Origin of the sequence: Agrobacterium genomosp. 2 str. CFBP 5494 (genome assembly GCF_900013495.1) — a bacterium.
Taxonomy (GTDB): Bacteria; Pseudomonadota; Alphaproteobacteria; order Rhizobiales; family Rhizobiaceae; genus Agrobacterium; species Agrobacterium pusense.
The window spans coordinates 167,082-181,459 of the sequence record NZ_LT009722.1; the positions used below are offsets into that span (position 1 = coordinate 167,082).

Consider the following 14,378-nt stretch of genomic DNA (forward strand, 5'->3'; position numbering starts at 1 on the left):
CGCGACTGGACCATGAAGAAGTGGCACGCGCTAGCCCGAAGCGGCGGTGCCATCTCCTGAGCGTATCCCACGTCACTCTCCAAGCCTAATGCATGGGGGCGGGGCGCTCAATGAACGCAATTGCAAAGCGGCCGTCGACGCCGGGTCCGATAGAGGTAAAATACCTTGGCAAACAAGGTAATTTCATCGCTATCAGCATAATTTGACGTCTTGATTCTCAATGAGTTTCGGTAGCTCCAAAGGCAAAATTGGTCGGCAATCGATACTGTTTCGGAGCCAGCCCATCTTCCCCTGTTTTGTCGAGCGGTACATTGCTGTTCGTCGCAGAATCCCAGGCCTTTAGCTCCCCCCATTGACGGCGTTGCGTGCAAAAAAATCCAACCATCCATGTCGCATCGGGCATCGGGCACCGTATCAGTAGCACTTCATCGATTTCGGAGGACTGCTGATGTTTTCAAAATTTGCCCTGGGGTTACTTCTGAGCATGTCTGGCCCTGTTGCTGGAATGGCTCACGAGCAAGCTTCCAAAGTTCCATGGGAGACAACCCCATGGGTGCAGGAGCCCTCGGAGGAGTTTTGTCTCTCGACCGAAGACGGAAAGCGGGATGCTTTCTGCGTAACGCTCCAGGCTGACGAGGACGGATATGAGTTGTGCATGTCCGACGAGGTGGCTTCGACAACGAAATGTGTCAGCAGCTACCGCTTTGACGACTCCGACGCTTCCGAGGCTGAAGGCCCGGAGGAAGGTCGTTGGAGCGGCATCAACCTTTAAATACCTGAGCGAAATGACCTTATCGGTCGAGTTTCCCAACGCCTAGGCTCGGAAAGTCCCGACCACCTCAAAAGGAAAAAGTAATGAACAAAACGCGTATTTGGCTTATGCGCCGCATCATCCTGAGTGCATTTGCAGCGATTCTGATGGCCGCAATGTCAGGCCCGGCGTTGGCGGCAGCAAGAGGAGCCACGGTCACAAGCGTCAATCTGAGGGCGGGGCCTGGAACATGGTATCCCGTGGTTACCGCGATGCCGCCAAGTGCAGCTCTTACCGTTTATGGGTGCCTCGACGCAGCCTCCTGGTGCGATGTGTCGTGGGGTGGTGCGCGCGGCTGGGTCTCCTCGAACTATGTCAGCATCTACTATCAGGGTCAAACGGTCGCAATATCACCGGCACTCATTCCGGCGATCGGCTTGACTGTTGTTGCGTTTAACCAAGCCTATTGGAACAACCACTATGCCAGCCAACCATGGCACGGGCAGTGGAACAGCTATTATGCCCCAGGTGGCCGCGCTGCCGCTGTGCGTGGTCCTTACGGCGGCGGTGCGGCCGCGCGGGGAGGGTGTGTAGGCCCGGCCTGTGGTGGTTCCGGCGTCGTGCGCGGTCCCAATGGCGGCGGTGCGGCCGCGCGGGGAGTTTGCGGACCGGAACGGTGCGCCGGTGGTGCCGTCATGCGGCGGCCTGGTGGCGGAGTTGAGTTTCGCAGGGGCGTCATAGAGCGTTAAGGCGAACCTTTCAGGGTGGCCAGTTGCAGGAAAGCGCACGCCGTTCCCGTTCAAATCCGGACCGTCAGCCATGACGTCGGATAGGCTGAGGCGGTTCACCGCCTCGGCATCTTCGGTCAAAAAGGTGTGGACCAGCCTGCCGGTGCAGAAACACCGTAACAACGCACCATGCACAGGAGATCAACTTTGGATCATCGCCCAATTAGTCGCCCCCCGACTTCCGGTCTGTCCAAGACTGCCCGGAGCGGACCTTCCGGTACACTGTCAATGTGGGCGCGCGGTCTGGCGACCTCGGCGATGGCGCTCTCCGTCACCGCCTGTGCAACCACGCCGCCACCGTCTCAAGCGCTGTCTTCGTCGGCATATCTACGCCCGACCTCGGACAAGATGAGGCCCTACGCGTACCGTCGGCCGGATGCGAATTTCGCCGCCTACAGTCGCGTCATTATTCCTCCCACGATGATCTACGCAGGGCCCGACGCACAGTTTGGCAAGATGTCCGCCACAGATAAGCAGGCACTCGCCAGCTACATGCATCAGGAATTCTCCAAGGTTCTTGGCCGACGCTTTCAGCCCGTAGCGCAGGCGGGGCCAGGTACGTTACGCGCCAGGCTGACCCTGACCGGTGCGGAAGCAAGCACACCGGTGCTATCCACCGTCTCGCATGTTTTCCCGGGCGGGCTCGTTGTCAATGCCGGCGCTCAGGCAATTGGCGGCCGCGGCACGTTCTCAGGCTGGGTTTCCTATGCTGTCGAGATCGAGGACGCTGAAACCGGCTCCCTGCTCTACGCCCATGTTGCGAGCAGGAGCGCCAACGCGCTCGACATCACCGCCAATTTCCGGGGGCTCGACGCGGCGAGGGCCGGAGTACGCTCAGCGGCAGACCAGCTGGGCAACGAACTGGCCGGCACATCCAGATAGCTGTGGATGCCAATTGCCTCTTTCGCTTCGCCCAAAGCGGCCGGCGGCGTCCTGGCGTCAAAACAAGAAAACTCGGTGGGCTAAAGATTGCCGGCCTCACAAACTAACTTTTGCATAAAGAGGGAACCCATAATGGTTCGTAAATACATCTACTGGGTTAGCACAGCGATGTTGTGCGTAATTTACCCTGTTGCGACGATCTTCTCTATGGTTCAAGGCGACACCTTCAGCCAGGTTGACGGGGCATTGGTCTACCCGGCATATCTCCCGACAATCCTGACGGCCGTGAAGCTTGTGGGTCCCGCGATGATCCTCGCGCGGATTAGTGTCTTCCTGAGTGACCTCGCCTATCTCGGCATGCTCTATTATGTGTTGCTGGCTCTCTCGGCGCATCTCGTCGCCGCCGAATACGCCGGATCGGTCCAGTCTGTCGTCGGGCTGGCGGCGCTTGTTGCGTCCTTCGTGACCCAAAATGCGGCGCGCAAGAAAAAGTCGCCTTACTCACCGGAGGGTGCGGCGTGCTTTGGCGCGTCTTGAAATGGCGAGGTTCGTGGCGCGTGTCTCAGCCCGGTCGGCCCATAGGCTCGCTATACCCAGACCGCGCCAATTCCAGCTCCGCCACCACACCTTTCAGAACTCGTCCCGAGGGTTCGAACACCAAGAGAAGCGTATCATGGCCCTACTAACGCGCATCAGTCCGGCGATATCGCTCGCACTGCTAACAGCTTGCGCTCCCGCGGAACAGCCTGTGCCCAAGGAGGCGCGATACGTCGAGACGATCGTCATTGAGGCGACGGAAGTTTCCGGTACCACCTCGACCTCCGGCAAAATCAGCGCACGCATCCAGGCCGACCTTTCCTTTCGTGTCGGCGGACGAATTGCGGAGCGGATGGTGGACGTCGGCGACCACGTGAAGGCCGGGCAGGTTCTCGCGCGTATCGATGACAAAGAGCAAAAGGCCGATCTGCAGGTGGCTTTGGCAAACCTCCGGTCCGCACAGGCGCAGAGGACCCAGGCACAACTGTCATATACCCGTCAGCAAAGCCTGATCGCTACTTCCGTGACGACCCAGGCCGCAGTCGACAGCGCGCGTGAGGCCCTTCTCACCGCACAGGCCACCGTCCGGTCGGCGGAGGCCCAGGTGGATACAGCGAAGGATACATTGCAGCAAACGGTCCTGAAATCAGAGGCCGACGGCATCATCACGGCTCGCAATGCTGAGGTCGGTCAGGTCGTGCAAGCTGCTCAAGCAATTGTTTCGCTCGCCTATGACGGCCCGCGGGATGCCGTTATCAATATTGATGAGGCCGCTTTGCTCGGTCGCGGGGTCGAAGACGTGGCTGAGGTCAGGCTTTTGTCCGGCGGCGGGACGTACAAGGCAAGAGTGCGCGAGGTCTCACCCAGCCTTGACACGACGACGGGAACCATCCGGGTCAAGCTTGGTCTTGAAGGTGGGCTTGATGCACCGCTCGGCAGCAGTGTCGTCGTGACTGCCAGATACAAGCCACAAACGGTGATCGAGCTGCCCTGGTCGTCCATGGCATCCTCAGATGGACGTCCCGCCGTCTGGCTTGTCGACCCAAACACCCGGGCGGTGTCACTTCATCCCGTGGGTGTCACCAGCTACGCCGTCGAACGATTTTCTGTGGGATCTGGTCTGAACGCAAACGACGTGGTTGTTTCCAACGGCACCAAGTTTCTGAGTGACGGCGACGTCGTGACTTTCGAAGGAGCGACGCCATGAAGAGAGTTCTTCAGCTATCGGTGCTGCTTTCGACCCTGGCGCTTTTGTCGGCGTGTGAGAAGGAAGAAAAAACCGCAATTGTGCAACCGCGACCCGTTCTTTTCCAGATCGCAGAGCCGTCCCCATCGGCGGCGTTCTCGCTGCCGGGCACGGTAGAAGCACGGGTGCAGACCGAGTTCGGTTTCCGCATTCTCGGTCGCATCGTCACCCGCAAGGTGCTGGTCGGGGACTTCGTGAAGAAGGGCGATGTTCTGGCGACTATTGACCCGCTGGCGCTCGAGCTAGCAGTCAGCAGCGCGCAGTCTGACCTCTCCAACAGCCAGGCGCAACTTGTCAACGCCCGCATCAACGAGGGTCGGCAACGCACCCTGTTCGAGAGGCGAAGCGGGACGAAGGCCACGTTCGAGACCGCGCAACAGGAACGTGAGACCGCCGAAGCCAATGTCAATAAGGCACAGGCCAATTTGGACAAGGCCAAGGAGCAGCTTGGCTACGCGCGCCTTGTTGCCGAATTCGACGGTCTTGTCACCGCAACTTCCGCCGACGTCGGTCAGGTGGTCTCCGCCGGTCAGACTGTTGTCACCCTGGCGCAGCCGGATGAGCGCGATGCCGTACTCGACGTTCCCGAAGCTGCAGGTGTGTTACTGAAGCCTGGAGCGGAATTCGATGTCGCCCTGCAACTCGACCCAGCGATCCACGCCAAGGGGCTGGTCCGCGAGATCGCACCCGAAGCGGAGGACACAACCCGCACTCGGCGGACACGGCTGACCCTCGTCAATCCACCGGAAGCGCTCCGACTTGGAGCAGTCATAACGGCCAGTACCAGCAGTGGTGAAACACCGCTCATCCGACTGCCTTCATCTGCTGTGCGAGTGGACGGAGCAAATGCATTTGTCTGGATCATCGACGTCCCGACCGGAAAGGTGTCGTCGCGTTCGGTGACCATCGCCGAGCCGTTGGTCGTGGGTGGCACTGTGACTGTAACCGAAGGAATCAACCCCGGCGACCGCGTCGTCACCGCCGGCGTCAACACGCTTGAAGACGGTCAGACCGTCCGTATCGATCAGGAGTCCGTGATTTGAAACCTTTCAACCTCTCGGAGTGGGCCCTCGAGCACCGCTCGCTCGTCTGGTACTTCATGATCGTCTTTAGTCTTGCTGGCGCCTTTTCCTACTTGAATCTCGGGCGCGAGGAAGACCCGAATTTCACCGTCAAGACGATGATCATCAATGTGCGGTGGCCCGGTGCATCCGCAGAAGAGGTCACGCGGCAGGTCACCGACAGGATCGAGAAGAAGCTCGAGGAGCTCGACGCCCTCGACTTCACACGCAGCGAGACGATTGCAGGACAGGCGACGGTCTATGTCGACCTTCTACCGACCACCAAGGCGAAGGACGTGGCAGGCAACTGGGTACGCGTCCGCAATATGATCGACGACATCAAGGGCGACTTCCCGAGTGGTGTAGTGGGTCCGTTCTTCAACGATAGCTTCGGCGATGTGTATGGCAACGTTTTCGCGTTCACCTCTGACGGCCTGACGCAGCGGCAGCTGAGGGATCTTGTGGAAGACACGCGCGTGAAACTGCTGAACGTCCCCAACGCCGGCAAGATCAACATTATCGGAGCGCAGGACGAGGTCGTGTATCTCGAGTTCTCGACCCGCAGAATCGCCGCGCTTGGCATCGATCAGCAGTCCGTCATCGAGACGCTGCAGGCGCAGAACGCCGTCGCCCAGTCCGGCTTCGTCGACGCAGGGCCGGAACGGATCGCAATTCGGGTTAGCGGCCAGTTCACGTCGGAGGACAGTCTCAAGGCGATCAATCTTCGGGTCAACGACCGCTTTTTCCCATTGACCGACATTGCGACGATAAAGCGGGGCTACGTCGATCCACCGACGTCGCTGTTTCGCTTCAAGGGCGAGCCGGCGATTGGCCTTGCCGTCGGCATGACCCCCGGTGCCAATCTCACGACGTTTGGTGAGGCGCTGGACGAGGCTATGACGCGCGTCGTCGCCGATCTCCCGATCGGCGTGACAGTCGAACGGGTTTCCGACCAGCCGGCTGTCGTGGAAGAAGCGGTTTCCGGCTTTACCCGAGCCCTGTTCGAAGCCATCGCAATCGTTCTCGCGATCAGCTTCATCAGCCTTGGCTTTCGGGCCGGTCTCGTGGTGGCGATCTCGATTCCGCTCGTTCTGGCCATCACCTTTGTCGTCATGGAATACACTGGCATTTCACTTCAGCGCATCTCGCTGGGCGCGTTGATCATCGCGCTCGGACTTCTCGTGGACGATGCTATGATCGCAGTCGAGATGATGGTTGCGCGGCTTGAAGTGGGCGACGATCTGCGCACGGCTGCGACCCATGTATACACCTCGACCGCATTCCCGATGCTGACGGGTACGCTCGTTACTGTCGCCGGCTTCATCCCGATCGGCCTCAACAGCAGCGCGGCGGGCGAGTTTACCTTCACCCTGTTTGTCGTGATTGCCGTTTCGCTTGTCGCTTCCTGGGTGGTGGCAGTGTTATTCACCCCCCTGCTGGGCGTGACAATCCTGCCGAAAACCATGAAATCTCACCATGATCAGAAGGGCCGCGTTGCGCGCGGTTTTGCCTGGCTCCTGGGCATTGCCATGCGCTGGCGTTGGATCACGATCATCGCCACAGTGGTTGTCTTCGCACTGTCGCTTGGCGGTCTCGGCCTTGTACAGCAGCAGTTCTTTCCGGCTTCCGACCGCTTAGAACTCATTGTGGACTGGAGCATGCCCCAAAACAGCACGATTGCCGAGACCGACCGGCAGATGGCGAAGTTTGAGCGCGAGAAGCTCACAGGCAATACCGACATCGACCATTGGTCGACCCATGTCGGCGAAGGTGCGCCACGCTTCATCCTCTCCTACGACGTGCAGACGCCGGCTGTCTGGTTCGGACAGATCGTTATCGTCGCCAAGGATCTCGACTCGCGCGACAGGTTGCGTAAGGATCTTCAGGCCTATCTTGCGAAGACGTTCCCGGGGACCGATGCCTTCGTCAAACTGCTGGACATTGGTCCGCCCGTCGGCAAGCCAGTGCAGTACCGCCTCAGTGGCCCCGACATCCAGGGGGTTCGCGATCTTGCGCTGAAATTCGGCGCGGTGATCAACCGCCAGCCGCTACTGTCTAACATGACCTATGACTGGAACGAGCCGACGCGTGTCGTGAAGGTGGACGTTCTTCAGGACAAAGCGCGTCAGCTCGGCGTGTCGTCCGAGGATATCGCGAACGTGCTGAACAGTGTCGTCCAAGGGACTTCCATCACCCAGATCCGCGACGACATCTATCTGATCGATGCCATCGGCCGGGCCGAAGACGCCGAGCGTGGATCGATCGAGACGCTGCGCAATCTCCAGCTTCCGGGGGCGGACGGCAAATCTGTGCCGCTGTCCGCCGTTGCGAAATTCCGCTACGAACTCGAACAACCGAAGATCGCGCGAAGAGACCGCATCCCGACGGTCACCATAAAGGCCGCCGTCGTCGGACCGACACAACCGGCAACCATTGTCGAACAGCTTAAACCTGACGTGCAGAAGTTCACCGACGCCCTTCCAGTGGGTTACAAGGTCGAGATCGGCGGTTCGGTGGAATCGAGCGCGGACTCGCAGGCTCCCATCATCGCCGTTGCGCCGCTGATGCTGTTTACAATGGTGACAATCCTTATGATCCAGCTTCAAAGCTTCAGCCGTCTCTTCCTGGTGTTCGCCGTCGCGCCGACCGCCGTGATCGGGGTGGTCGCGGCGCTCTTGCTTAGCAATGCGCCTATGGGCTTCGTCGCGATCCTCGGCGTGCTTGCCTTGATTGGCATCCTCATCCGAAACTCGGTTATTCTTGTTGTGCAGATCGAGCATCTGAGGAGCGAGGGCGTCGCGCCGTGGCAGGCCGTCTTCGAAGCGACCGAACACCGGATGCGCCCGATACTTTTGACGGCGGCGGCCGCCACTCTCGCGCTCATACCGATCTCGCGGGAGGTATTCTGGGGACCAATGGCTTACGCCATGATGGGAGGGATCGTTGTGGGCACGGTCCTGACGCTCCTGTTCCTCCCGGCTCTCTACATCGCCTGGTTCCGGATACCTGCCCAGGATGCAGACGTGTCAACCGTCTCGGCGTGACCCTTGTATAAACTGGCGCGTTGAAAGCGCCCCGTAAAAAACTCAACCGGTTGGATCCATTCATGCCCGTATCGCTTTTTGTCATTCTCAGTCGGTCATCCGGCAGGCTTGTGTTTTTAGCTTTGATTGCTTCTTTGTCGGGATGTGCATCGCGGCCGTCAGCAACGGTCCTCGAGCCCGTCTCGATAGGCCAGAATATGGGCCAGAAAGTCAGTCTCCTCGCCGTCACCAACCGGAACAAGGTCGAAAAGGACGGTGGCTTCGGCAGCAACTGGGCAGGGAACCTGACATACGAACGCTACGACTTCTCGGTGCCGCGCGAACGGACGGTCGCGGCCATCAGGTACCCGTCCAGTACTCCGGACACACGACGGGATTTTTTGGTCACCGGACGGGATCAACTGACCGAAGCGTCGTGGGTTGAGGCCGCAGGTCGTGCGGCGACCTCCGATGGCTCCGTCGCTCTTTTCGTTCACGGATATAACTACCGGTATCAGGAAGCCTTGTTCAGGGCGGCACAAATGGCTGCTGATGCCAGTACTATCAGCCCGATCCTGTTCTCTTGGCCATCCGCAGCAAGCGTGACCGGATACGTCACCGACCGGGATGCGGCACTTTATTCAAGGACAGAGCTCGAGCGCGTTCTGACGGTTCTTGCCAAAGCACCGAAGGTCAAGCGCATCATCCTGTTCGGTCACAGCATGGGCGGCTTCCTGTCTATGGAAGCGGTAAGACAGCTCAAGCTCGAAGGCCGTGATGATGTTCTCGGAAAGCTGCAAATTGTCCTGGCGGCCCCGGACATCGACGTCGATGTGTTCCGGGCACAACTCCTCGACATAGGTCGACTGAAGAACCCAATTACACTTCTTGTTTCGAAGACTGACCGCGCGTTATCCGTGTCGAGCCTGGTGGGCGGTGAACGACCCCGTGTTGGTCTCGTAGACATAGCCGATCCGCAAATAAGGGATGCGGCAATAAAGGCGAACGTTTCGGTCATCGATATCTCGTCCGTCGAGGCAAGCGACGGCCTAGGTCACGACCGGTATGCAACACTCGCCCGCTTTGGCGGCGAACTTGAAAAGGCCGAAGCGCGAGCACGCAACGGTGGGAACGTTGGCGCTTTCGTTTTCGACGCGGCGGGCGCGGCGGTCGCTACTCCGTTCCGGCTCGCCGGGCAGATCGCCCGGCAGTGATGGACTCAAGACACCGACGGAACCATCGTATCAACCCTCTTCCTGCCGGGTGAAACCACTGACTTCGATGAGCATCAGGCCAGGCGTGACTCAAGCGGTCGGCTGGCAGCCACTCACTCTGTTTGGATTGAGGTTTTTTAATTGGACGCCTCTCCTAAGCGGTGAACGGCTGAGGTCGGCTGGCCAACCGAAATCCATTTCGCAAGACAACGCGGCAAGAAGATCTGATCGATTACCATCTGTGCAGCCCCTACGAGGCCCGAGCCCTCGGTCTGTTGGACAACAACAATTCCGAGATCGCGGGTTACGAATGGAAGCGCGTGGCCATAGATCGATTGGCGCATTGAGGCGAGAAACAGATCGCCCAGCTGGGGCAGCGCACCACCGGCTACGATGACCGCGGGGTTCAAAACGTTGATGGTCGCGCCGAGAGCTCTTCCGATCGTCATGCCTGACATTGCAACAAGGCGCTGCGAGGTTTCGTCACCATATCTGACGCCTTCTGCGAGGTGACCCACCTGCAGGGGCGTCCCCTCTTCCTGGAGCCGCGCGAAATACGCACTCTCGCCACTTCTGCCCGCGGAGCCCGCCGCTCTGAGCAGTGCCTCCCCACCCGCTACCGCTTCCAAGCAACCGCGTCGCCCGCATCTGCAAAGTTCATCGCCACCCACCGTAATGTGACCAATGTTTCCCGCAGCGCCTTGCGCGCCGCGCATCACCCTGGAGTCGCTGACAACACCGCATCCGATGGCGAGATCCGCATTCAGATAAATGAAGTCGCGCTGGCCCTTCGCTACCCCGGTCCTCATCTCGGCCAAGGCCAACATGTTGTCGCTCGTGTCCAGCCACACCGGTGCGTCGAATATCGAGGCCAGCCTCTCTCGCACCGGATAGCCGATCCAGCTCGTCGGGAGAGATGGCGAGTCAATCAAGGTGGCGGTCTCAAGGTTGCTGTGCGCAGGCAGCCCTACGCCGACGCCCCATACCTTTTCCCGCCCGATTTCGAGTTCGGCGAGCATCGATTCCCAGCTCGACTGCGCGAATGCGAAGGCGTCGCGCGGGCCGGCGGAAAAATCGCTGGGACGGCTGCGGGTGGACAAGAGCTGTCCCGCGAGGTCGGCCACACCCACGTGGAAGTGTGTGAGGTTTGCAAATCCAACCAAGATCGCGCCCGCACCAGCATTCAATCGAAGTTCGCGCGCTGCCCGCCCGCCTCTCGAGACGCCAGCTTCCCCGTCAACGATGATCTCCGATTCCAGGAGCTGATTCACCCGGTCGCTGATGAGACCGCGACCCAGGCCTGTCACTCTCTGGAGCTCCGGTCGGTCCGTCGCCTCGCCATTCCGGACGAGGTCGAGAACAATGCTGAGACTGTCCACGTCGCCAACTAACTGTCGCATGCTACCTGCCGTTTTCAATCAAGTTTCACCTCTAACTTTTGCATTTATGTTTTCGGAACGCAACTTCCCTTGCACTTTAGCAAATAATATGCAGAAGTATGCATGCCACATGCTAAAGAGGAGTGAGCGGTGGCATTCGTTGTCATGGATGATGGTTTCCGTCGCCACTGAGCGACGACCAGGAGGAGGTTACCTATGAATATGAAAGCAACCCTGTCCGCGCTCGCCATTGGAGTCGTCGCCCTTTCCGCGACGGCCAACGCGCAGGACGCAAAGACAGTCAAGATCGCCTACAGCGTGGACGTTTTGGACGACACACAGAACGCAGTTCTCCAGGCGATGAAGAAACGCGTCGACGAACTGAATTCGACCCGTAAGGACGTCAAGATCGACCTGGAGGTCTACGACGCCCAGTCGAGTGTCGACAAGCAAATCTCCGACGTGCAAACCGCCCTCATTAAGAAGCCGGACGTCCTGATCTTCAGCGCCGTTGACGCCGTTGGGTCGCAGCCGGCTGCCCAGGCGGCGAAGGATGCGGGCGTAAAGATCCTCGACAAGCGCCCGAGCGATCCCGTCGCTGCGACGACGGACGTTGCCTACTACGGTAACGATGAAAACCGTTACTCGAAGGCGACGACGGACTGGATTCAAAAATATCTCGACGCCAACCCGAAGGTCAATTTGAACGTCGGCGTCATTTACGGCGCCCCGGCGCAGACCGCGCAGCTTCTGCGTATCGACGCCATCAAGGCCTTCGCGGAAAAACATCCGGATCGCATCAAGATCATTGCCGAAGGATACGGCAACTGGCTGACCGCAACCGCTCAGAACCTTTCACAGGACTGGCTGCTCGCACATCCCGACATCAACTACATCGCCGCCGCCAATGATATCATGGCGCTCGGCGTATCGAATACGCTCATCTCGGGAAATCGCTCGGACGTTCTCGTGTCCGGCTACGATCTCGCTCCCGACGCTCTCGAGCGCGTCAAGGCCGGAACTCAGGCCCTGACGGTCGGGACCAGCATCGGCGACAACGGCCAGATGATCGACGTCGCGCTCGGCATGGTCGATGGTTCGTTTAAAGAAAAGACCTATTACCTCGACCCGGTCTATGCCGTCGACTCTTCCAACGTCGACGATTTCCTCGCCAAACAGAGCAAGTAATATGACCTGCGCCCGTGGCGGCACGCCGCGGGCCCCCCTATTCCTGAGGTTGACATGACCGATTCAAAACCTTTAGCGGAGCACGGAGGTGTCACGGCACTGCGCCGCGTCCTGCTCCTGAACAAGGCAGTGCTATTCTCCATCATCTTGGCGATCGCGCTGTCCCTCACTTCGCCGTATTTTCTTCTTCAGCAGAACCTTGTGGCCTTGTTGGAGCAGATCGTCGTGATGACGGTGGTCGCCTTGGGCTACACGCTCGTCTTGGCCACTGGCGAAATCGACCTTTCCCTTGGCGGCGTGGTTGCGCTGGTGGGCGTCGTCATGGCCAAGCTCATGACGCAGTATGGAATCCCTGTCGAACTGGCAATCATGGCAGGCATCGTTCTGGGTGCCGCGTGCGGCGCGCTCAATGCCGCGCTCGTCTCCAGGTTCAACCTGCCGTCGTTTATCGTGACGCTGGCTACCGGGGCTCTCTTTACGGGAACCCTGTACATCATCTCCAACCTGGTGCCCGTGTCGAATCTTCCGCCGGAATTCCTCGCCATCTCGCGCACCCGGATTGGTCCCGTGCCTCTGCCGGTGCTCCTTTTGATCCCCGTGGTGGTTGTTTTTTACGTCATAGCCACCAAGACCGTGTTCGGTCAGCACGTCATAGCTCTCGGCGGCAACCCGGAAGCGGTGCGTGTCGCCGGCATCAACATCGAGCGTCTGCGCCTGAAAGTCTTCATGATCGCAGGAGCATGCTTCGCTGTCGGTGGCGTACTCCTGACCGCTCGCTCCGCATCGGCCCAAATTGCGGCAGGCTCCAACCTTCTTCTCCTGGTCATCACTGCGGTGGTTATCGGAGGAACGCCGCTTCTTGGCGGTCGGGCGAATATGATTGGAACCGTCTTCGGCTGCCTCATTCTCGGCATGATCAGCAATGGCATGAATCTGCTGGGCGTGAATGCCAACTATCAGATCGTCGTCCAGGGCCTGCTCATTCTCCTCGCCCTCGTACTCGACATCGAATCCACCAGGCTGCTGCTCAAGCTGGACAAGCGCTCCATGCAGCGGCGCCGCCTTTCGGGAGAGCAGCCATGACCAACCAGCCTTTGATCGAACTCCAAGGCATCAGCAAGGCCTTCGGCGGCGTTCAAGCGGTCGACGACGCATCGCTGACCGTCTATCCGGGGGAAGTCGTCGGCTTGCTCGGACACAACGGCGCCGGCAAATCGACCCTCATCCGTATCCTGTCGGGCGCCTACGTCGCCGATAGCGGTCGGATTCTCGTGGGTGGCGAAGAGAAGGCGATCTCCAGCCCCAAGGATGCGAAGGAACTCGGCATCGAGACGATCTACCAGACGCTCGCTCTCGCGGACAATCTGGACGCCGTCGCCAACCTGTTCCTTGGCCGTGAGAAACGCAAGTTCGGCATCTTCAACGATCGTCCGGCCATGGTCCGGGATGCCGTCGAGATCTGCGGCCAGATCAATCCCCGGTTCAAAAACCTGCAGACGCCGGTTCGGAACCTGTCTGGAGGTCAGCGCCAGACGATCGCCATCGCTCGCGCCGTCTACTTCAACGCGCGCGTCCTGATCATGGACGAGCCGACGGCAGCCCTCGGCCCAGGTGAGACTGCCATGGTGAAGGAACTCATCCAGCAGCTGAAGCGCAAGGGTGTGGGAATCATCCTCATCAGCCACGACATCGACGATGTCTTTGATCTGGCTGATCGCATGGTGGTCATGGCTGCAGGACGCGTGGTCGGCCGGATCAATACGGCAGAAGCGACGCGGGAGCAGGTCTTGTCGCTCATCATCATGGGTGCGGAAACGAAGACACAGCCTGCGGTGACCACTAGTTAAACGCGAAAAAGAGAGGACATCAGATGCCAGCAGGCACTGCTTACTGTATCCCGCAAGGGATGCTCGGGTCGACTATTGCCAACGTCGATCTCGACGACGACGGCATCATCGATCACTTCAGGTTCGAGATACGCAACCAGTTCCTCCATCCCGAGCATCCATTGGGCTGGATTCGAGGCCTGACAGTCGCGGTCGATGGAGAAGACGTCCCCACCAAAATGATGGGATTCGTTCTGCGCGGACAGTGGATCGCCGTCGAGAAGCTTCCGACGATAGCCGACATCTGGTGGCATATGCGCGAGATGGCGGAAATCTACGTCCAAAGCCGCGGCCTCGGCGCAGGCAGGCATCGAATCGATGTCGATTTCGACGTCTCTGTCAACGGCGGAGTAAAAACCGGCCAGGGGGCGGAGCAAAAGTCGGCCACTGCGGCGCCGGCCTGAGACCGCCGGGAGGGCTTAA

At 59.6% G+C, this 14,378-nt stretch carries 13 protein-coding genes; 12 read left to right on the forward strand and 1 reads right to left on the reverse strand.

Going from position 1 to position 14,378, the window contains the following annotated elements:
* Positions 1-448 precede the first annotated feature (448 nt).
* The 8 genes from AGR2A_RS28740 (at position 449) to AGR2A_RS28775 (ending at position 9,502) form a co-directional block, all read left to right on the forward strand.
* Positions 449-772 carry a hypothetical protein gene (locus AGR2A_RS28740; RefSeq protein WP_052820747.1) on the forward strand — a complete coding sequence of 108 codons (324 nt, stop codon included), beginning with the start codon at positions 449-451 and terminating at the stop codon, positions 770-772.
* 83 nt (positions 773-855) lie between these two features.
* Positions 856-1,500, forward strand: a complete 645-nt coding sequence (locus tag AGR2A_RS28745; RefSeq protein ID WP_003501900.1) for an SH3 domain-containing protein — start codon at positions 856-858, stop codon at positions 1,498-1,500.
* 267 nt (positions 1,501-1,767) lie between these two features.
* Positions 1,768-2,421 (forward strand): DUF3313 domain-containing protein, encoded by a 654-nt coding sequence (locus AGR2A_RS28750; RefSeq protein WP_052820748.1) that lies wholly within the window; start codon positions 1,768-1,770, stop codon positions 2,419-2,421.
* Positions 2,422-2,553: 132 nt separating this feature from the next.
* On the forward strand, positions 2,554-2,958 hold the full coding sequence (locus AGR2A_RS28755; RefSeq protein WP_052820749.1) for a hypothetical protein: 405 nt from the start codon (positions 2,554-2,556) through the stop codon (positions 2,956-2,958).
* 136 nt (positions 2,959-3,094) lie between these two features.
* Complete coding sequence (locus tag AGR2A_RS28760; protein WP_052820750.1) at positions 3,095-4,165, forward strand: efflux RND transporter periplasmic adaptor subunit; 1,071 nt, start codon at positions 3,095-3,097, stop codon at positions 4,163-4,165.
* Positions 4,162-5,247: an efflux RND transporter periplasmic adaptor subunit gene (locus AGR2A_RS28765; protein WP_052820751.1), complete on the forward strand. Its 1,086-nt coding sequence runs from the start codon at positions 4,162-4,164 to the stop codon at positions 5,245-5,247. Before AGR2A_RS28760 ends, AGR2A_RS28765 begins: the two co-directional genes overlap by 4 nt.
* On the forward strand, positions 5,244-8,309 hold the full coding sequence (locus AGR2A_RS28770) for an efflux RND transporter permease subunit (protein WP_080823932.1): 3,066 nt from the start codon (positions 5,244-5,246) through the stop codon (positions 8,307-8,309). Before AGR2A_RS28765 ends, AGR2A_RS28770 begins: the two co-directional genes overlap by 4 nt.
* Before the next feature lie 62 nt (positions 8,310-8,371).
* Positions 8,372-9,502 (forward strand): alpha/beta hydrolase, encoded by a 1,131-nt coding sequence (locus AGR2A_RS28775; protein WP_052820783.1) that lies wholly within the window; start codon positions 8,372-8,374, stop codon positions 9,500-9,502.
* A 137-nt stretch (positions 9,503-9,639) separates the two neighbouring features.
* Here AGR2A_RS28775 and AGR2A_RS28780 read toward each other — a convergent pair whose 3' ends face one another.
* Positions 9,640-10,902, reverse strand: a complete 1,263-nt coding sequence (locus AGR2A_RS28780) for an ROK family protein (RefSeq protein WP_052820753.1) — start codon at positions 10,900-10,902, stop codon at positions 9,640-9,642.
* Positions 10,903-11,097: 195 nt separating this feature from the next.
* On the opposite strand from AGR2A_RS28780, the gene AGR2A_RS28785 reads away from it, so the two are divergent.
* Genes AGR2A_RS28785 through AGR2A_RS28800 form a run of 4 tightly spaced genes read left to right on the forward strand, consistent with a single transcriptional unit; the run spans position 11,098 to position 14,359 of the window.
* Positions 11,098-12,069 (forward strand): sugar ABC transporter substrate-binding protein, encoded by a 972-nt coding sequence (locus tag AGR2A_RS28785; protein ID WP_003501882.1) that lies wholly within the window; start codon positions 11,098-11,100, stop codon positions 12,067-12,069.
* A 54-nt stretch (positions 12,070-12,123) separates the two neighbouring features.
* On the forward strand, positions 12,124-13,152 hold the full coding sequence (locus AGR2A_RS28790) for an ABC transporter permease (protein ID WP_003501880.1): 1,029 nt from the start codon (positions 12,124-12,126) through the stop codon (positions 13,150-13,152).
* Positions 13,149-13,916, forward strand: coding sequence for an ATP-binding cassette domain-containing protein (locus tag AGR2A_RS28795; protein ID WP_003501878.1), 768 nt, complete (start codon positions 13,149-13,151; stop codon positions 13,914-13,916). Before AGR2A_RS28790 ends, AGR2A_RS28795 begins: the two co-directional genes overlap by 4 nt.
* A 23-nt stretch (positions 13,917-13,939) precedes the next feature.
* The gene (locus AGR2A_RS28800; protein ID WP_208617162.1) at positions 13,940-14,359 is read left to right on the forward strand and encodes a C-glycoside deglycosidase beta subunit domain-containing protein; all 420 of its coding nucleotides are present in this window, start codon (positions 13,940-13,942) and stop codon (positions 14,357-14,359) included.
* Positions 14,360-14,378: the final 19 nt, after the last annotated feature.